We start from the raw sequence: 18,381 nt of genomic DNA on the forward strand, positions 1-18,381 counted from the left end.
CGTTCCCGAATTCCCAGGTGCGGGCCCCGGATCCTTCCGGGGCCCGCCCCCGTTCCCGCACCGTTCCCGCCCCGTTCCCGCCCTCGGCGACACCGGACCCCGCGCCTACCCTCTCCCCGTGGACCTCACCCCGCTCACCCCCCTCACCCAGCCGCCCGGCCCCGCCCTGCTCGCCGAGCTGACCGCCCTCTACGCCTCCAACCGGGACTTCTTCGCGCTGAGCGGCGACTTCCCCGACCCCGACGCGATCACCGCGGAGCAGGTCGCCGCCACCCTCGACGAGGAGCTGGCCGCCCCCGCGGCCGAGGCGCTGCTCGCCCGGGACGCCCCGGGGCGGCTCGTCGGCATCGCCCTGACCCTGGCCCGCCACCCGGACCCGGCCGACCCGGACCCGTGGATCGGCCTGCTGCTCGTCGACGCCCGGCGGCACCGCACCGGACACGGGAGGCGGCTCGCGCACGCGGTCGAGGAGCGCTTCCGGCGGGCCGGCCGCACCGCCGTCCGGCTCGCCGTGCTCGACAACAACCCGGCCGGCCTCGCCTTCTGGACCGCGCTCGGCTACGAGGAGATTGCCCGCCGCCGGGACCGGCAGCTCGGCCGCCCCTGCCGGGTGCTGCGCAAGCCCCTGCGAGCGCCGGAGGGTCAGGACTTGTCCGGCTCGTCCGGCTTGCCCTTGCCGTAGAGCCAGTCCTTCCACACCTCGGCCAGCGCCTTCTTCTCGGCCGGGTTCTCGCGCTCCACGTAGGACGTGAAGTCGTGCGTGTCGACGTTGCCGTACCGGTGGTCGGTGGCCCAGCCCTTCAGCAGGGCGAAGAACGCCGGGTCCCCGACGGTCTCCCGGACCCGGTGCAGGACCATCGCGCCGCGCCCGTAGACCGGCGCGTCGGAGATGTGGGCGGCGCCGGGCGGGTCGGCGGGCGGGAAGGCCCACACGGCCGAGCCGGCGTCGTGGTCGTACGCGTCGTCGAAGGACCGCTGGGCGGTGTCCCCGCCGTGCCGCTCCTCCCACAGCCACTCGGCGTAGGTGGCGAAGCCCTCGTTCAGCCACATGTCGCGCCACGACTTCGGGGTGACCGAGTCGCCGTACCACTGGTGGGCCAACTCGTGGACGAGCGTGCCCAGCCGGGGCGCGCCGGGGAAGACGGGCCGGTTCTGCGTCTCCAGCGCGTACCCGGCGTCGCCGTCGCGGTCGACGATCGCGCCGGTGGAGGAGAACGGGTACGGGCCGAAGGTCGCCGTCTCCCAGTCGACGACCTCGGGGAGCCGGGCGAGGACCTTCGCGCTCGCCTTCTCCTCCCGCGGATCGACCGCGGTGTACACGGGGATGCCGTCCGGCGTCCGGGACGTGCGGATCCGGAAGTCGCCGATGGCGACCGTGGCCACGTAACTCGCCATCGGCCGGGTGACGCGCCAGACGTAGGTGGTGCTCCTGCCGAACGCGGACCGCTTGGCGCTCCGCAGCTCCCCGTTGGAGACGGCCCGCACACCCGCGGGGACGCTGATCGCGAGGGTGTACGTGGCCTTGTCGGAGGGGTGGTGGTTGCCGGGGAACCAGGCCATCGAGCCGGTCGGCTCGCCGAGGCCGAGCGCGCCGTCCCCGGTGCGCAGCCAGCCCTCCTCGGAGCCGTCGGGGTCGGTGATGGTGACGGGCTCGCCGGAGTAGCGCACGACCGTGCGGAAGGTGTGGCCCGCGGGCAGTTCGTCGAACGGCCGGATCGTCAGCTCGCTGCCGGCCCGCTGGCTGCGCGCCCGCTTCCTGTCGACGGTGACCCCGCCGACCGTGAGGCCCCGCAGATCGAGGTTGAAGGCGCTGAGGTCCTGGCGGGCCGTCGCGGTGAGGGTGGCGGTGCCGGTGAGGCGGTGGCTGTCCGGGTCGTAGGCGAGGTTCAGGGAGTAGTGGGTGACGTCGTAGCCGCCGTTGCCCAGCTTGGGGAAGTACGGGTCGCGCAGCCCGGAGGCGCCGGGCGAGCCGTGCACCCCGCCGCCGCAGGCCGCGACGGACAGCAGGGCGACGAGGAGGGCCAGAGGGCGGGCCAGAGGGCGGGCCAGAGGGCGGGCCAGGGGGCGGGGGCGTCTGCGCACCCGCCCACCCTATTGCCCCTTTTGTCAGCCCTGCCGTGCCTGCCCGGGCGTCCCCGGCGTCCCCGGCGTCTCCGGGGCGAGGACGGCGATGCCCAGTGGCCGCCGGCCCGCCGCCAGTCGGCGCGTGTGGCCGCTGTCGACGTCGACGACGGTGATCCCGTCCCAGAAGCCGTCGCGGGTGAAGCCACCGGTGACGTACGCCGTCCGGCCGTCGGCGGAGACGGCGACGTCCTCGTGCGGGCCGTCCAGCGGGATCACCTTCTCCCGGCCGCCCTTCGTGCGGACGGTCAGGGACGGGCCCTCGTCCTCGGCGGGGTCGATGGGGCCGGTGCCGACGGCGAACAGGGTGCCGTCGGGGGTGACGGTGACGCCGTGCTGGTGCGTGTTCGCCGTCATCCGCTCGACTTGGGAACGGCCCGTCGCCGGGTCGACGACGACCAGCTTCTCGCCCTCGAAGGGCAGCAGCAGCTTCCCGTCCGAGGGGCGTACGGCCGTGTAGTGCGGCTTCAGCCAGGAGCCGAGGCCGCCCTCGGTGCCGTAGGGGGCGACCTCGATGCGGCGGGTGGCGCCGCTGCCGGTGTCGAGGACGGTGACGTCGAAGGAGTCGTGGTCCGTCGCGTACACCTCGCGGCCGTCGCGCGAGACGTCCACGTCGAAGGGGCGGCGGCCGACGTCGGCGGTGCCGGTGACGCGGAGCGTGCGGGTGTCGACGGTCTCCAGCGTGCCGTCGCCGCCGGGGACGTTGACCCCGACGTACGCGTGCCGGCCGTCGGGCGCCAGCGCGATGCCCATGCCGCCGCCGCGGTACTCGCCGCCGGTGACCGGGCCGAGGCCCCCGGTCCGGTACGGCACGAGCGCGGTCCGCTCGCGGGCGGCGGTGTCGACGACGGCGACGCCCTCGGCGGTGGCGACCCAGGCCCGGCCGTCGTCGCCGACGACGAGACCGTAGGGCGCGCGGCCCACCTCGACCGTGTCCGTGACCCCCTTCGCCGGGTCGACGAAGCTGACGGTGTCGGCGCCGAAGTCGGCGACGAGGAGAGTGCCGTCGGCGTCCGCGCGGGTCGCCGGAGCGTCCGGCCGGCCGCTCCCACCGGTCCCGGCCGGGGTGCTCGCGGGCGTGTCACGGGCGTCGCCGCCCCCGGGGGCCCGGGTGCTCGTCGCGCAGCCCGTCACCAGGACGGCGACGGCCGTCGCGGCGAGCGCGAGGCGTTTCACCGTACGGCCCTCAGCAGACCGGCGATCCGGGTGAACCCGCGGCGCTCGGCGTGCTCCAGGGGCGTGACGCCGTCGCCGTCCGGCAGGCCGGGGGTGGCGCCCGCCGTGAGCAGCAGCTCCACGATCTCCTGGTGCGCGCGGCCGCCGTCCCCGAGGATCACCGCCTCCAGCAGGGCCGTCCACCCGAGCCGGTTGACGTGGTCGACGTCGATGTCGGTCTCGCGGAGCACGGCCCGCACGTAGTCGACGTGGCCGCGTTCGCACGCCGGGATGAGGGAGATGCCGCCGAAGCGGTTGGTGACCTTCAGGTCGGGGCCCGCGGGGAGCAGGGCACGCATCATGGCGACCGAGCCGGTGACGCCGGTGACCAGCCACGGCGTGTCGGACCGGTCGTCCCGCGCGTCCGGGTCGGCGCCCGCCGCGACGAGCGCCTGCGCGGCGGGCACGTGGTCGTGCAGCGCGGCGAGCAGGAGAGGGGTGCGGCGGTGGGCGTCGCGGACACCGGGATCGGCGCCGGCCGCCAGCGCGTCGCGGACGGTGCCGGTGTCGCCCTGGGCCGCGGCTTCGAGCAGGGTGCGGTCGTTCATGTCTCTCAGGCCCCTCCGGCGATCGAGGAGCGGGGCCCGGGGGTGCCCCGGGGCCCGCGCGTCGTCGCGGGTGTCGTCTCGTGCGTGTCGTGCGTGTCGTGCGTGTCGTGCGTGTCGTGCCGCTCTTCCGAGGTGCGCGTACATCGTGGCCGGTCGCGCGCTTCCCTACGCCCTCGGGGGGCTGCACCCGCACGTCCCCGCGCGATGCAGCCCCCCGGCCCGGAACAGCGGCCCGGAACAGCGGCCCGGACTAGCGGAGCGCGGCGACGCCGGCCTGGGCGAACTTCTCGTCCTGGTCGCCGGAGGGGGCGCCGGCCACGCCGATGGCGGCGATCGGGGCGTTCTTCGCGGTGACGGGGGCGCCGCCCGCGAGGAACAGGGTGCCGGGGATGTCCTTCAGGTTCGGGGTGCTCGCCAGCCGCTTGGCCAGCTCGGACGTGGGCGCGTTCCAGGAGACGGCGGTGTACGCCTTCTTCTCGGCGGACTCGTAGGACTGCGGGCCGGCGCCGTCGCCGCGCAGGGTCAGGATCGTGTTGCCGTTGCGGTCGACGACGGCGACGGAGACCTTCTGGTTCTCCTTCTCGGCGGCGTGCAGCGCGGCCTGCGCGGCCTTGTTCGCGGCGTCGATCGACAGGTGCGTGGAGGTGGTGGTCGTCGCGCTCTTCACGCCGGCGGCGGGCGCGGCGGCCGGGGCCGAGGCGTTCGCGGAGACCGTGCCGAACGTACCGGCGGCGACGGCGGCCAGGACGACACCACCGGTGGCGACGCGGGCGCGGCGGGACAGGTTCTTCAGGGAGGCCATGCGATTCAACTCCTGGAGGGCGGGGCGTGCGTTCCTTCTGCACTCCATGCTGGGTCCGCGGGCGGCCTCCTCCCGTCGGCGTTACGGCTGCTCGGCGGCTGCCGGGCGGCTGACCCCGGGGTCATCCGATCGGTTGACCCCGGGGGCGTGACCGCACCCGACAATGGGAGTGTTTGCCCAGTTCGGAGCGGCGCGGGAGGTGGCCATGAGGGATGTCGACGACGAGGCCGGGGCGACCGACACCCGGTGGCTCGCCGCCCTCATGCACGCCGCGTTCTTCCTGCTGCTCGCCGTCGCCCTGGCCCGCTTCCTGCTGCGCCACCCGGGCGGCGACCGCACCCCCTGGATCATCACCTTCAGCGCGGTCCTCGCCGTGCTCTACGCCGTCGGCATCGCCTGGCAGGGCCCGCACCGCCCGATCGTCCGGCAGCGGGTGTGGCTGTCCCTCGTGGTCTGCGTGGTCGTGGTGCTCGTCGTCCTCGCGCCGAGCTTCGCCTGGGTCGGCATCCCGCTCTTCTACACCGGCCTGCGCACCCTGCCCACGCGCGCGGCGCTGATCCTGGTGGCGTTGCTGACCGGTCTGGTCGTCGCCTCCCAGGTGCGGCTCGCCGGGCGCTGGGACCCGGACCTGGTGCTCGGGCCGCCCATCGTCGCCATGGTCGCCGCCGGTGTCTTCCTCCAGATGCAGCGGCAGACGGCCCGGCAGCGCGCCCTGATCGACGACCTGATCCGCACCCGCCGCGAGCTGGCCGCCGCCGAGCGCCGGGCGGGCACCCTCGCCGAGCGGCAGCGGCTGTCCATGGAGATCCACGACACCCTCGCGCAGGGCCTGTCCAGCCAGCAGATGCTGCTCCAGGCCGCCGAACGGGTCTGGGGTTCCGACCCCGGCAAGGCCCGCACCCATGTGCACACCGCCGCGACCATCGCCGACCACAACCTCACCGAGGCCCGCCGCTTCGTGCAGGACCTGGCGCCCGCCGATCTGGCCCGGGGACTGGCGGAGGCGCTGCGCACGGTCGCCGCGCGGGAGTCCGGGGAGCACCTCGCGGTCCGGGTCCACATCGACGCCGCCGAGCCGGCCGGGCTCGACCGGCTCCCGGACCGCGTGCAGGCCGCGCTGTTGCGGATCGCGCAGGGCGCGCTGGCGAACGTACGGGAGCATGCCGGGGCCTCCGGCGCCGCCGTCACCCTGACCCTGCTCGACGACCAGGTCGTCCTGGACGTCGCCGACGACGGGGTGGGGTTCGATCCGGCGGTGGGGGTGGTGGCCGGGGTGCGGGGGCATGGGCTGGCGGCGATCCGGGTGCGGGTGCGGCAGCTCGGGGGTGACCTCGCCATCGAGTCCGCCCCCGGCGAAGGCACCGTCCTCACCACCGCCATCCCCCTCCCTCCCCCATGACCGCCCTCTCCCCCGACGACACCGGCCCACGCCACGGGTGGTCTCGTCATCCGCAGCCCGGTGGGGGCTGGCCGCGCAGTTCCCCGCGCCCCTGGGCAGTCTCTCGTCCGCAGCTCCCGTCGTGGCTGGTCGCGCAGTTCCTCGCGCCCCTGGCAGGTTCTTCGTCCGCAGCCCGGTGGGGGCTGGTCGCGCAGTTCCCCGCGCCCCCGGGCAGTCTCTCGTCCGCAGCTCCCGTCGTGGCTGGTCGCGCAGTTCCTCGCGCCCCTGGCAGGTTCTTCGTCCGCAGCCCGGTGGGGTGCTGGCCGCGCAGTTCCCCGCGCCCCCCGGGCAGTCTTTCGTCCGCCGCCCGGTGGGGGCTGGCCGCGCAGTTCCCCGCGCCCCTGGAAGCGAGCTCCGCTCGCCCAGGGAGGCGCGCGGAGCGCTGCCTCATGCGGAGGCGCGCGGAGCGCTGCCTCTGGGGGAGGCTGCGCGGCAGCGCATGCCTCAGGGGCGCGGGGAACTGCGCGAGAAGAGGCCACCGGGCCGCGGACGAACGACAACCCGCCCAGCCCAGCCCCGCCCCACCGACCGACCGACCAACCAACAAAGCCGAAGGAGCCCGCATGACGGCGACCCCGGTCCGACTCCTGCTCTGCGACGACCACGTGGTCGTCCGGGCGGGCCTGCTCGCCCTCCTCGACAGCGCCGAGAACATCGAAGTGATCGGCGAGGCGGGCACCGGCGAAGAAGCCATCGCGCTGACGGCGAAACTCCACCCCGACGTCGTCCTGATGGACCTCCAGCTGGGCCCGGGCATCGACGGCGTAGAAACGACCCGCCGCCTCACCACGACCCCGCCCCCCACCCCGCACGTCCTGGTCCTGACCACCTACGACACCGACGCCGACATCACCCGCGCCATCGAGGCCGGCGCCACGGGCTACCTGCTCAAGGCCGAGCGCCCGGAAGAACTCTTCGCGGCGATCCACGCGGCGGCCCACGGCCGCACGGCCCTCTCCGCGCCGGTGGCCTCCCGCGTGATGGCGAACATGCGCCGCCCCCGCCCCACCCTCACCGACCGCGAACGGGACATCCTCGCCCAGCTCGCCCACGGCCTGGGCAACCGCGAGATCGCCAAGGCCCTCTTCATCAGCGAGGCCACGGTCAAGACCCACCTGGGCCGGATCTACGACAAGCTCGGCGTCGACACCCGGGCGGGCGCCGTGGCGGTCGCGAAGGAGCAGCGACTGCTGCCGTGAGCGGGCATGACACCATCGACCCCGTGCTCGACATCGGCTACGCCCTCTCCCGCCGCTTCCCGGACCCCCCGCAGATGGACTACCGCCGCGTGGACGTCCACGCGCTGCGCCACGACCTGTTCTGCGGCGACGTGTACCTGGCCGACACCGAGGCCGACCGGGAACTGTCCACCGCCTGGGGATGGGTGCCGGTCCTGGACTTCGCCTGGGCGCTGTGCGACATCGTGGAGCAGCTCGACCGGGACCCGCGCGGCAGCCGCTCGGCGACCCCCCAGTACGCGGACCTGGACTTCACCGAGTCCACCGACCGCATGCTCTTCGAGCGCCGCTTCGGCTGGGTCGACATCGAGGCCGACTGGATGGAGAGCCACGAGCCGCCGCTGACCTTCTCGCACAGCGCCCTGCGCCGCGAGGCCCGCGACTTCCTGCACGACCTGATCGCCGATCTCAGCGACCTGCACGAGGACCTGGCGGACAACCCGGCGATCTGGGACCTCCAGGCCCGCTTCCCCCGCCTGCCCTGACCCGCCGGCGCGCCCGCGTCAGATCACCCGCACCCCCAGCTGCGCCGCGAACGCCCCCGCCAGGTCGAACAGCTGCCCGGGCGAGATGACGGCGCCGCCCAGCCGGTCGACCCCCCGCGCGATGCCCAGCTCCGCCGCCTCGCGCAGGTCCACGTCCACCAGCGTCGCCCCGGTGAGGTCCGCGCCCTTCAGCACGCACCCGGTGAATTCCACCCGCTCCAGGCGCGCTCCCCCGAAGTCCGGCTCCACCAGCACGCACCCGTCGAAGACGACGTCCTTCAGCTTCGCCCTGCGCAGATTCAGATAGTCGATCTTGCCGCCGCGGATCACCACCCGCTCCAGGACCGACCCGTGCAGCTGCACCCCGCCGAGGCGCGCGTCCACCACCTCGACGTCCCGCAGCGTCGCCTCGGCCAGATCGGTGCCGACGCCCCTGATCCCGGTCAGCGCCGAGTCGAGGATCCGGGCCCGCGCGAGCCCCGCCTCGTCGAAGGCGCACCCTTCCACCGCGCAGTCCATGAACCGCGCCCCGATCCCCTCCTGCCCGGCGAAGTCCACGTCCCGGAACTCCACGCCGTCGTAGTCCCCGTCGGGCTCCAGGCCCGCGCCCCGCCACGGCGCGAGCGGAGGCAGCCGCACCTCCGGCCGCCGAGCCCGCTTCACCTTCGCCGCCGCACCACGCCGTTCCGTCGCCATGCCCCCATGCTGCACTCCCCCACTGACAACGCCCCACCCCGCGGCCCCCGCCACCGGCCACCACCACCGGCCACCACCCTTGACCTCGACCGGACTTGAGGTCGAAGACTGGCCGCCCGGCGCGGCAGCCCGCCCGCCCCACCCCCGGGAGCACCCATGCACGCCGTCCGCCTGCACGCCTTCGGCCCGGCCGACCACCTCACGTACGAGAGGACCGGCGATCCCGAGCCGGGCCCCGGCCAGGTCCGCGTCGCCGTCGAGGCGGCGGGCGTGCACCTCCTCGACACCGCCCTCCGCCAGGGCGTGCGGGGCCCGTTCCCCGAACTGCCGGCGCTGCCCACGATTCCCGGCCGCGAGGTCGCCGGCACCGTCGAGTCGCTCGGCGCGGGCACCGACCCCGCCTGGCTCGGCAGACGGGTCGTCGCCCACCTGGGTCCGGTCCCCGGCGGCTACGCCGAACTCGCCGTCACCGACGCCGCCCGCCTGCACGAGATCCCCGCCGCGCTCGACGCCGCGCGGGCGGTGGCCCTGATCGGCACCGGCCGCACCGCCCTGGGCGTCCTCGGCTTCACCACCGTCACCGAGGACACCGTCGCCCTCGTCCCGGCGGCGGCGGGCGGCATCGGCACGCTCCTGGTGCAGTACGTGAAGCACGCGGGCGGCACCGTCGTCGGCCTGGCCGGCGGCCCCGGCAAGGCCGCCCTGGTCGCGGCGAACGGCGCGGACCTCGCCCTCGACTACACCGACCCCGGCTGGCCCGCCCGGGTACGGGAGTTCCTGGGCGGGCGGCGGGCCACGGTCCTCCTCGACGGCGTCGGCGGCCCCGTCACCGCCGCCGCGCTCGACCTGCTCGCGCCCGGCGGCGAGCACCTGGTCTTCGGCTGGTCCGCCCAGGGCATCGGCGACGCGGCCGGTCCGCCCCTCCTCGACGAGGCCGAGCGGGCCCGGCGCGGCATCACCCAGGTGCGCACGCTCGGGCCCGCGATGCTGCGCCGGGCGGGCGGCCCCGACCCGATGCGCACCCTGGAACTCGCCGCCCTCGACCTGGCGTCCCGCGGCGTCCTGGCCCCGGCCGTCAGCCGCTTCCCGCTGTCCGGGGCCGCCGCCGCCCACCGCGCCCTGGAATCCCGGGGCACGACGGGCAAGGTGGTCCTGGAACCCTGAACGGTCGATCAGCCGCCCAGTGCGGTCAGCGCCTCGTCCGTCAGCCGGTACACCGTCCACTCGTCCTGCGGCCGCGCGCCCAGCGAGCGGTAGAAGCCGATGGAGGGCTGGTTCCAGTTCAGCACCGACCACTCCAGACGCTCGTAACCGCGCGCGACGCAGATCCGCGCGAGTTCGGTGAGCAGCGCCCTGCCGTGGCCGCCGCCGCGTGCCTCCGGGCGGACGTACAGGTCCTCCAGGTAGATGCCGTGGACGCCCCGCCAGGTGGAGAAGTTCAGGAACCACAGCGCGAACCCGACCGGCTCGCCGTCCGCGTCCTCGGCGAGGTGCGCGAACGCCGCGGGCCGCTCCCCGAACAGCGCCTCCCGCAGCTGCTCCTCGCTGGCCCGCGCCTCGTCCGGCACCTTCTCGTACGCGGCGAGTTCACGGACCATCGCATGGATCACGGGGATGTCTTGAGGCTTGGCTGCACGAATCATCCGCGCAGATTACGCCGCCCGTCCCCCCGCCGGAGCGCCCTTCGGGGGGACGGGCCCCCGGCCCACCCCCGCGCGTCCGGAATGTCGATCACCGGCCGGACCCCGCCGCCGTGCCTGAATCGACCATGCGCCCTTTCTCCCCGCGCCGGGCCGGACGCGCCGTACGGGACCGGCTCCGCAGCGCCCCCGGCACGTACGTCTGGCTGGCGATCCTGCTGCTCACCACGATCATCATGCGCCTGATGGCACCGGACACCCTCGACGCGTTCCTCGGCGCCCGCTCCACCAACATCCACGCCCTGTCGACCCACCCCGTCCGCGTCCTGGTGCAGAGCGCGCTGTGGATCGACGGCAGCGGCTGGCTCCCGTACGCGGTGCTGTACACGCTCTTCCACGCGCCCGCCGAGCGCTGGCTGGGCACCGGCCGCTGGCTGCTCGTCCTCGGCACCGCGCACGTCGGCGCCACCTACCTCAGCGAGGGCTCCCTGCTGTGGGCGATCCGGCACGGCCACGCCCCCGTGTCGATGGTGAACACCCTGGACGTGGGGGTGAGTTACGCGCTGGCGGGCGTCGTCGCCGTCCTCACGTACCGCTTCGCGCGCCCGTGGCGGTACCTGTACGCGGCCGGGGTGCTCGCCGTCTACGGCGCCCCGCTGCTCACCGGCCGCACCTTCACCGACCTGGGCCACTTCGCGTCGGTCCTGATCGGTCTGGCCTGCTTCCCGCTCACCCGGGACCGTCCCGGCGCCGAGTGGAACCCGCCGGCCGCCCTGCGCCGGACCTGGGCAGCCGTCACCCGCGTGCGATAGCGTCCCGCCGCATGAGCAGCGTGAACAGCGAGAACACCGTCAACGGCGGCATATCGTTCTGGTACGCGGACGACGGCATCCCCGACGGCCGTGAGCCCCTGTCCGGCGACGCGAGCGCCGATGTCGTGATCGTCGGCGGCGGCTACACGGGCCTGTGGACGGCGTACTACCTGAAGAAGGCCGCGCCCTTCCTGCGGATCACGGTCCTGGAGCAGAAGTTCTGCGGCTACGGCGCCTCCGGGCGCAACGGCGGCTGGCTCTACAACGGCATCGCGGGCCGCGACCGCTACGCGAAGCTGCACGGCCACGAGGCGGCGGTCCGCCTCCAGCAGGCGATGAACGCGACGGTCACCGAGGTCGTCGACACCGCCCGCGCCGAGTCCATCGAGGCGGACATCCACCACGGTGGCGTCCTCGAAGTCGCCTACACCCCGGCGCAGTTGTCGCGCCTGAAGTCCTTCCACGAGGCCGAGCTGGCGTACGGCGAGAAGGAGCGCACCCTGCACGGCGCGCGGGAGACGGCGGAGCGGGTCCGGATCGCGGGCGCGGTCGGCTCCACCTGGACCCCGCACGGCGCCCGGCTGCACCCGGTGAAGCTGGTCAAGGGCCTGGCGCGGGCCGTGGAGGCGCTCGGCGTCGTCATCCACGAGTCGACGCCGGTCACCGAGATCAGGCCGAAGCACGCGATCACGCCCTACGGCACGGTCCGGGCCCCGTACGTCCTGCGCTGCACGGAGGGCTTCACGGCCTCGCTCAAGGGCCAGCGCCGCACCTGGCTCCCCATGAACTCCTCGATGATCGCCACCGAACCGCTCACCGAGGAGCAGTGGGCGACGATCGGCTGGGCGGGCCGCGAGACGCTCGGCGACATGGCGCACGCGTACATGTACGCGCAGCGCACCGCCGACGGCCGGATCGCGCTCGGCGGCCGCGGCCACCCGTACCGCTACGGCTCGAAGACCGACAGCGACGGCCGCACCCGGCCGCAGACCATCGAGGCCCTCACCGAGATCCTGACCCGGTTCTTCCCGCAGCTCGCCGGGGTCCGCGTCGACCACGCCTGGTCCGGCGTCCTCGGCGTGCCGCGCGACTGGTGCGCCACGGTCACCCTGGACCGCTCCACGGGCCTGGGCTGGGCGGGCGGCTACGTCGGCTCCGGCGTCGCCACCGCGAACCTGGCGGCCCGCACCCTGCGCGACCTGGTCCAGCAGGACTCCGGCCAGGCGGGCCCGACCGAACTGACCACGCTGCCGTGGGTCGGCCACAAGGTCCGCAGGTGGGAGCCGGAGCCGCTGCGCTGGCTTGGCGTGCACGGCATGTACGCCACGTACTACGCGGCCGACCGCCGGGAGCTGACCACGCACACCGCGGACTCCTCGCGGCTGGCGAAGATCGCGGACCGGCTGGCCGGCCGGCACTGACGCGCGGTCGCCGCTGCTGACGTCGAGCACGCGCGGTCCGCGTGCCTGCCGAGGACGGCGCGGAACGGGAGACGGGCCGCGGCCGACTGCCGCGACCCGTCTCCCACGGTCGTACTGGAGCCCCCTGTCGGATTCGAACCGACGACCTTCGCTTTACAAGAGCGGCGCTCTGACCAGCTGAGCTAAGGAGGCAGCCCGAGCAGTGTAACCAAAGGCCGGGCCGCCGCCGTCGAAAATTTCGACGAATCTCACAGGCCCCGGGCTACTGACAGATCCGGGATCCGGCGGGTACGGTCCGATCAGTTCACCCGTGTGGACTACACCTCTCCGGGAGCGCCCGGCGGGGATCACCTTCTTTACAACGGATCGTCCGGCACGTTCCTGCCGGTGAAGGGGGCTTCACAGCCATGGCTTCTGTCACGTTCGACAAGGCGACCCGCGTCTACCCGGGTTCCACCAAGCCCGCGGTCGACGGTCTGGAGATCGAGATCGAGGACGGCGAGTTCCTCGTCCTCGTCGGCCCCTCCGGCTGCGGCAAGTCGACCTCCCTGCGCATGCTCGCGGGTCTCGAGGACGTCAACGGCGGAGCGATCCGCATCGGTGACCGCGACGTCACCCACCTGCCGCCGAAGGACCGGGACATCGCCATGGTGTTCCAGAACTACGCGCTCTACCCGCACATGTCCGTCGCCGACAACATGGGCTTCGCGCTCAAGATCGCCGGCGTGAACAAGACGGAGATCCGGCAGAAGGTCGAGGAGGCCGCGAAGATCCTCGACCTCACCGAGTACCTGGACCGCAAGCCGAAGGCCCTCTCCGGCGGTCAGCGCCAGCGTGTCGCGATGGGCCGCGCCATCGTGCGTGAGCCGCAGGTCTTCCTCATGGACGAGCCGCTGTCGAACCTCGACGCCAAGCTCCGCGTGTCGACCCGTACGCAGATCGCCTCGCTCCAGCGCCGCCTCGGCATCACCACCGTCTACGTCACCCACGACCAGGTCGAGGCCATGACGATGGGCGACCGCGTGGCGGTCCTCAAGGACGGTCTGCTCCAGCAGGTCGACTCCCCGCGCAACATGTACGACCGCCCGGCCAACCTGTTCGTCGCCGGCTTCATCGGCTCCCCGGCCATGAACCTGGTCGAGGTCCCGATCACCGACGGCGGCGTGAAGTTCGGCAACTCGGTCGTCCCGGTCAACCGCGACGCCCTCAAGGCCGCCTCCGACAAGGGCGACACCACGGTCACCGTCGGTGTCCGCCCCGAGCACTTCGACATCGTCGAGCACGGTGGCGAGGCCGCGAGGACCCTCACCAAGGACACCAGCGACGCCCCGGCCGGCCTCGCCGTCTCGGTGAACGTCGTCGAGGAGCTGGGTGCCGACGGCTACGTCTACGGCACCGCCCAGGTCGGTGGCGAGACCAAGGACCTCGTCGTCCGGGTCAACGGCCGCCAGGTGCCCGACAAGGGCGCCCAGCTGCACGTCGTGCCCCGTCCGGGCGAGACCCACGTGTTCTCGACCTCCACGGGCGAGCGCCTCACCGACTGATCCCCCGGAAGTCCACGGAAGGGCCCCGCACTTCGGTGCGGGGCCCTTCCGCGCGTTCGGTCACGTTGTCGACAAATACCCCGGCAACTCGGACATTTCACTACTGGGCGTCAACCCCTTGGCAGCAAAACCAAGTTGCGTGTCGCTCGGTCGAGTGACTAAATGTCGCCAAATCATCACCTACCGCTACGCTCACTCGCGTGACGCACTCTGCTACCTACACCCAGAAGCCGCGCCGCGCCCGGGGCCGGGGCCCCGCCCGCCGCGCCGCTCGCACGCTCGCGTTCGTCCTGCCGGTGATGCTGGTGCTCTCCGGAACCCTCGCGGTCACCCGAGTCAACTGGTCGGGAGGCTCTTCGGACTCCGTCCTCACAGCTTCCTCACAGGACGTTTCGGCGCGCGCCAAGTCGCGCGCCCCCCAGGACGTCCTGCGCGACCGCCTTCTGGTCGAACTCCAGGAGAAGGACCCGGGCACGGCACTCACCCACCTCCAGCAGGAGATCGACCAGCGGCCCTCCCTCGCGAAGTACTGCATGTCGATCGCGAAGTCCCTGGGGAAGGCCGCCGTGCAGGCGTACGGTCCGGCGCGCGCCCAGTCGTACGCCCGTCCGGTCTGCGACACCTCCTTCGCTTCGGGCGTGGCCGGCTTCCGGGCCTGACGGGCGGCACCGACCGCTCTCGCGTCCCCTGACACCCAGCGGGCCGTGCGCACGTAGGGTTCCGGTCATGACGACCGCTGAACCCGCCGCGCACGGCCCGCACTCGTATCCGCACCGGCCCACGCAGGCCGTCGTCCTGGCGGGCGGCCAGGGCTCGCGGCTGCGCCCGTACACCGACGACCGCCCCAAGCCGATGGTGGAGATCCCCGGCACCGGCACGCCGATCATCGGCCACCAGCTGGCCTGGCTCGCCGCGGAGGGCGTCACGGACGCCGTCGTCTCCTGCGGCCACCTCGCCGAGGTCCTGGAGGAGTGGCTGGCGGGGGCCGAACTCCCGCTGCGGGTCACGACGGTCGTCGAGAAGGAGCCGCTCGGCCGGGGCGGCGGCCTGAAGTACGCGGCCGCCCGCCTGCCCCACCCCGACCGGCCCTGGTACGCGACGAACGGCGACATCTGGACCCGCTTCTCGCTGCGCGAGATGGCCGACTTCCACCACGAGCGGGAGGCCACCGCGACCCTCGCGCTGGCCCGGCCGCGCATCCCGTGGGGCGCGGTGGAGACCAACGCGTTCGGGCACATCACCGACTTCATCGAGGCCCCGCCGTCCCCGTACCTGATCAACGCGGGCGTCTACGTCTTCTCCCCCGAGTTCGCCTCGCTGCTGCCCACCACCGGCGACCACGAGCGCACCACGTTCCCGCGCCTGGCCCGCGCCAAGCGGCTCGCGGGCTTCCCGCTCCCGCAGGGCGCCTACTGGCGGGCGATCGACACGGCGAAGGACCTCACCGAGGCCGCGAAGGAGCTGGCCGCCCAGGCCCGTTGAGCCCCCTCCCCACGCCGTCGGCACCAGCAACGCCCGCCACGTCCGTACGGCACTGCGCCGAGGGGGCCCCGCACACGTTCCGTGCGGGGCCCCCTCGGCGCAGTGGGTGAAGAGGGCGGTCAGCCGAGCAGACCGCCCACGAGCCGGCCGCTCGACGAGTCGGACCCGCCGCCACCGCCTCCGCCGCCGCCACCGCCGCCGCCGGTGCCGCCGTTGCCGCCGCCGGTGGCGGACGAGCCGCCGTCCGACGTGCCGCCGCTGGTCGTGCCGCCGGTGGCGGGCGCGCCGCCGGTGCTGCTCGGCGGCTGCTGCGGGGTCGTCTGCTGCGGCGGGGCCTGGCCCGCCGTGGCGCCCTGCGTCGGGGTGCTGGTGGTGCCGCTGGCGGCGCCGCTCTCCCGGGTGGCGCCGGGCGGGCCGGACGGGCTCGACGTGCTGCCCTGCGACGGCGCCTCGGAGGCCGACGGGCTCGACGAGCCGCGCTCCTGCCGCTTCGTGCTGCCGGGCTCGGAGGGGAGCGGGGAGCCGGGCAGCTGGTTGTGCGGGGTGTCGCCGGGGCCCGGGGCGGTGACCCGGTCGGCGTCGCGCACGGCGCCGCCGAGCAGCGAACCGATCAGCAGGGTCAGGCCGATGACGACGGTCGCGATGACCGTGCCGCGGCGCAGCACGTAGCGGCGCAGCTCGCCGAGCGTGGAGCGCGGGCCGAGCCGTCGCCAGGCCCGGGAGGCGAGGCGGCCGTCGATGGAGTAGACCGGGGCGCCGGCGATGATCAGCGGCGACCACGCGGCCAGATAGATGATGTCGGGCGCGTCGTAGGCGGGGACCGTCTTCCAGCTGACGGTGACGAGGATCGCCGCGGAGAGCAGGACGCCGATGCCGGCGGCGAGCCGCTGCCAGAGTCCGAGCACGGTCAGGACGCCGACGATGACCTGGAAGAAGGCGATGGCGAGTCCGGCGCCGACGGGATGCTGCAACGCCCAGTCGCGCAGCGGCTCGGCCAGCTCCCACGGGTGCAGCGAGTTGAGCCACTTGACCATGGAGCCGCGCTCGCCGCCGTCGAAGTAGACGGGGTCGCACAGCTTGCCCATGCCGGCGTAGATGGAGATGAAGCCGAGGAAGACGCGCAGCGGGAGCAGCACCACGCCGAGGTTCATCCGGCGCCCGGGGTAGTAGGCGTGCCGGACGGGTCCGTAGCGGCGGGCGGCGGTGGTCTCGGTGGCGTCGTCGGCGTCGTCGGCGCCGTCGGCGCCGTCGAACTCATGGCCGCGGTACCGGACTTGATCGAGCTCGCCGGAGTCCTCGAAGGCGCTGCCGGACTGCCGCATCTGCGGCAGGATCCGGGCGCCGGACCCGATGACCGGGGTCTCCTGGGTCGGCTCGCCCTCGTAGCGGTCGTCGACGTCGATGCGCGGGATGACCTGCGTGGCACCGCCCGCGTCCGGCTCACCGGGGCGTCGCGCGCCGGTCAGCAGGCCGTCGGCGGCGAAGGCGCCGCCGCTCATGACGACCGGGCGTCGCCTGGCCGCCGGCGTACCGGCGGCGGTGATCACGGGAATGCGCGCGGTCGCCGCGTCGACGGCGGACAAGTGCCGCGCGATGCGCGGGAGTTGGGTCTTCTGCGCCGTGGGGAGCTGCACGCGGAAACTCGCGTGGTTGACGATGACCTGCGCCGGGTCGCACGGGACTTTCACCATGCTCAGCGCGGGAGCGTCGTCGAATCCCGACGAGCGGTCCCCCGAGGGTGTGCGGGGCGTTCTGGTGTCCACACTCATCTAACCGAGTGATGTGTGTTTAGGACACTGCCTTGACTGCGCCAAAATGTCCGGGCCCCGTCAAGGTCAACAAGGCCCCGCGCCCCCGGCCGGGTGAAGCCCGGCCGGGGGCGCGGGGAACGGGCACGGAGCGGCTAGCCGCGGCGCCGGGCGGCCTCGTACAGGACGACGCCCGCGGCGACACCGGCGTTCAGCGACTCGGCGCCGCCGGGCATCGGGATCCGCACCCGGAAGTCGCAGGTCTCCCCGACGAGCCGGGACAGCCCCTTGCCCTCGCTGCCGACCACGACGACGACCGGCCCCTCCAGCGCGGCCAGGTCGCCCACGGTCCGCTCGCCGTCGGCGGCGAGCCCGACGATGGCGAGGCCCGCCTTCTTGTACTGCTCCAGGGTGCGGGTCAGGTTGGTGGCCCGCGCCACCGGCGTCCGCGCGGCGGCACCGGCGGACGTCTTCCAGGCGCCGGCGGTCATCCCGGCGGCCCGCCGCTCGGGCACCACGACACCGTGCCCGCCGAACGCGGAGACGGACCGGACGACGGCGCCGAGGTTGCGCGGGTCCGTCACCCCGTCGAGGGCGACGATCAGCGGGTCCTGGCCCTCGTCGAACGCGGCGGCGACCAGGTCCTCCGGGTGCGCGTACTCGTAGGGCGGCACCTGGAGCACGAGGCCCTGGTGGTTCAGCCCGTTCGTCATCCGGTCCAGCTCGGGACGCGGGGCCTCCATGAGGTGGATGCCGCCGCGCTCGCCGGCGAGCTGGAGCGCCTCGCGGACCCGCTCGTCGTTGTCGATGAACTGCTGGACGTAGAGCGTGCTCGCGGGCACGCCCTCGCGCAGCGCCTCGACGACCGGGTTGCGGCCGACGACCATCTCGGACGCCGACTTGCCGCGCGGGCCGCCGGTGCGGCTCGTGGGGCGGCCCTGCGCGCGCTTGGCCTGGGCCGTCGCGATGCGGTTCTTCTTGTGCTTCTTGCGCATCTCGGCGGGCGGGGTCGGGCCCTTGCCCTCGAGACCCTTGCGTCGCTGGCCGCCACTGCCGACCTGCGCGCCCTTCTTGCCGGACATGCGGCGGTTGTTGTTGGCGGCCATGACCTACCTGTTCTCTTACGGAAACGAATGTCTGTACGTACATGAAGTGTGCCGCCCCGCGGACCGGGCGGCACATTCACCGTGC

Annotated in this window: 18 protein-coding genes and 1 tRNA gene; 10 read left to right on the top strand and 9 right to left on the bottom strand. The window is 73.9% G+C overall.

Going from position 1 to position 18,381, the window contains the following annotated elements; genetic code table 11:
- Positions 1–118 precede the first annotated feature (118 nt).
- Positions 119–682, top strand: a complete 564-nt coding sequence (locus tag ACIP5K_RS05070) for a GNAT family N-acetyltransferase (protein ID WP_401404997.1) — start codon at positions 119–121, stop codon at positions 680–682.
- Here ACIP5K_RS05070 and ACIP5K_RS05075 read toward each other — a convergent pair.
- The 4 genes from ACIP5K_RS05075 to ACIP5K_RS05090 form a co-directional block, all read right to left on the bottom strand.
- Positions 643–2,082, bottom strand: coding sequence for a M1 family metallopeptidase (locus tag ACIP5K_RS05075; RefSeq protein WP_401404999.1), 1,440 nt, complete (start codon positions 2,080–2,082; stop codon positions 643–645). The genes ACIP5K_RS05070 and ACIP5K_RS05075 overlap by 40 nt on opposite strands.
- A gap of 24 nt (positions 2,083–2,106) precedes the next feature.
- Positions 2,107–3,297, bottom strand: coding sequence for a hypothetical protein (locus ACIP5K_RS05080; protein ID WP_401405000.1), 1,191 nt, complete (start codon positions 3,295–3,297; stop codon positions 2,107–2,109).
- Positions 3,294–3,884: an ankyrin repeat domain-containing protein gene (locus ACIP5K_RS05085; protein WP_401405002.1), complete on the bottom strand. Its 591-nt coding sequence runs from the start codon at positions 3,882–3,884 to the stop codon at positions 3,294–3,296. The genes ACIP5K_RS05080 and ACIP5K_RS05085 overlap by 4 nt, the downstream gene beginning before the upstream one ends.
- A 250-nt stretch (positions 3,885–4,134) precedes the next feature.
- On the bottom strand, positions 4,135–4,677 hold the full coding sequence (locus tag ACIP5K_RS05090) for a heme-binding protein (protein WP_401405293.1): 543 nt from the start codon (positions 4,675–4,677) through the stop codon (positions 4,135–4,137).
- A 214-nt stretch (positions 4,678–4,891) separates the two neighbouring features.
- Here ACIP5K_RS05090 and ACIP5K_RS05095 point away from each other — a divergent pair, with 214 nt between their 5' ends.
- The 3 genes from ACIP5K_RS05095 (at position 4,892) to ACIP5K_RS05105 (ending at position 7,847) form a co-directional block, all read left to right on the top strand.
- Positions 4,892–6,085, top strand: a complete 1,194-nt coding sequence (locus tag ACIP5K_RS05095; protein ID WP_401405004.1) for a sensor histidine kinase — start codon at positions 4,892–4,894, stop codon at positions 6,083–6,085.
- A 602-nt stretch (positions 6,086–6,687) separates the two neighbouring features.
- A complete protein-coding gene (locus tag ACIP5K_RS05100; RefSeq protein ID WP_401405006.1) occupies positions 6,688–7,323 on the top strand; it encodes a response regulator in 636 nt (211 codons plus the stop codon).
- A 23-nt stretch (positions 7,324–7,346) separates the two neighbouring features.
- Entirely contained in the window at positions 7,347–7,847 is a 501-nt protein-coding gene (locus tag ACIP5K_RS05105) for a hypothetical protein (RefSeq protein ID WP_401405295.1), read from the top strand.
- An 18-nt stretch (positions 7,848–7,865) separates the two neighbouring features.
- On the opposite strand, the gene ACIP5K_RS05110 is transcribed toward ACIP5K_RS05105, so the two are convergent.
- Positions 7,866–8,543, bottom strand: a complete 678-nt coding sequence (locus ACIP5K_RS05110; RefSeq protein ID WP_401405008.1) for a pentapeptide repeat-containing protein — start codon at positions 8,541–8,543, stop codon at positions 7,866–7,868.
- A 156-nt stretch (positions 8,544–8,699) separates the two neighbouring features.
- Between ACIP5K_RS05110 and ACIP5K_RS05115 the strand changes: the two genes are divergently transcribed.
- Positions 8,700–9,707 carry a zinc-binding dehydrogenase gene (locus ACIP5K_RS05115; protein WP_401405010.1) on the top strand — a complete coding sequence of 336 codons (1,008 nt, stop codon included), beginning with the start codon at positions 8,700–8,702 and terminating at the stop codon, positions 9,705–9,707.
- An 8-nt stretch (positions 9,708–9,715) separates the two neighbouring features.
- Here ACIP5K_RS05115 and ACIP5K_RS05120 read toward each other — a convergent pair whose 3' ends face one another.
- Positions 9,716–10,186: a GNAT family N-acetyltransferase gene (locus ACIP5K_RS05120; RefSeq protein ID WP_401405012.1), complete on the bottom strand. Its 471-nt coding sequence runs from the start codon at positions 10,184–10,186 to the stop codon at positions 9,716–9,718.
- A gap of 125 nt (positions 10,187–10,311) precedes the next feature.
- On the opposite strand from ACIP5K_RS05120, the gene ACIP5K_RS05125 reads away from it, so the two are divergent.
- Positions 10,312–10,995 (top strand): rhomboid-like protein, encoded by a 684-nt coding sequence (locus ACIP5K_RS05125; protein ID WP_401405014.1) that lies wholly within the window; start codon positions 10,312–10,314, stop codon positions 10,993–10,995.
- 11 nt (positions 10,996–11,006) lie between these two features.
- Complete coding sequence (locus tag ACIP5K_RS05130; protein WP_401405015.1) at positions 11,007–12,416, top strand: NAD(P)/FAD-dependent oxidoreductase; 1,410 nt, start codon at positions 11,007–11,009, stop codon at positions 12,414–12,416.
- 115 nt (positions 12,417–12,531) lie between these two features.
- Here ACIP5K_RS05130 and ACIP5K_RS05135 read toward each other — a convergent pair.
- A tRNA-Thr gene (locus tag ACIP5K_RS05135) sits at positions 12,532–12,608 on the bottom strand.
- A 215-nt stretch (positions 12,609–12,823) separates the two neighbouring features.
- On the opposite strand from ACIP5K_RS05135, the gene ACIP5K_RS05140 reads away from it, so the two are divergent.
- The 3 genes from ACIP5K_RS05140 to ACIP5K_RS05150 all read left to right on the top strand — a co-directional run bounded on the left by ACIP5K_RS05140 (position 12,824) and on the right by ACIP5K_RS05150 (position 15,442).
- A complete protein-coding gene (locus ACIP5K_RS05140) occupies positions 12,824–13,960 on the top strand; it encodes an ABC transporter ATP-binding protein (protein ID WP_401405017.1) in 1,137 nt (378 codons plus the stop codon).
- Between the two features lie 200 nt (positions 13,961–14,160).
- Complete coding sequence (locus ACIP5K_RS05145) at positions 14,161–14,619, top strand: hypothetical protein (RefSeq protein ID WP_401405018.1); 459 nt, start codon at positions 14,161–14,163, stop codon at positions 14,617–14,619.
- A 67-nt stretch (positions 14,620–14,686) separates the two neighbouring features.
- Positions 14,687–15,442, top strand: a complete 756-nt coding sequence (locus ACIP5K_RS05150; RefSeq protein ID WP_401405020.1) for an NDP-sugar synthase — start codon at positions 14,687–14,689, stop codon at positions 15,440–15,442.
- 119 nt (positions 15,443–15,561) lie between these two features.
- Here the strand turns inward: ACIP5K_RS05150 and ACIP5K_RS05155 are convergent, their stop codons facing one another.
- On the bottom strand, positions 15,562–17,211 hold the full coding sequence (locus tag ACIP5K_RS05155) for a DoxX family protein (protein WP_401405022.1): 1,650 nt from the start codon (positions 17,209–17,211) through the stop codon (positions 15,562–15,564).
- 134 nt (positions 17,212–17,345) lie between these two features.
- On the bottom strand, positions 17,346–18,296 hold the full coding sequence (gene rlmB, locus ACIP5K_RS05160; protein WP_401405023.1) for a 23S rRNA (guanosine(2251)-2'-O)-methyltransferase RlmB: 951 nt from the start codon (positions 18,294–18,296) through the stop codon (positions 17,346–17,348).
- Positions 18,297–18,381: the final 85 nt, after the last annotated feature.

It is taken from the genome of Streptomyces sp. NPDC088785 (assembly GCF_044750685.1).
Taxonomy (GTDB): Bacteria; Actinomycetota; Actinomycetes; order Streptomycetales; family Streptomycetaceae; genus Streptomyces.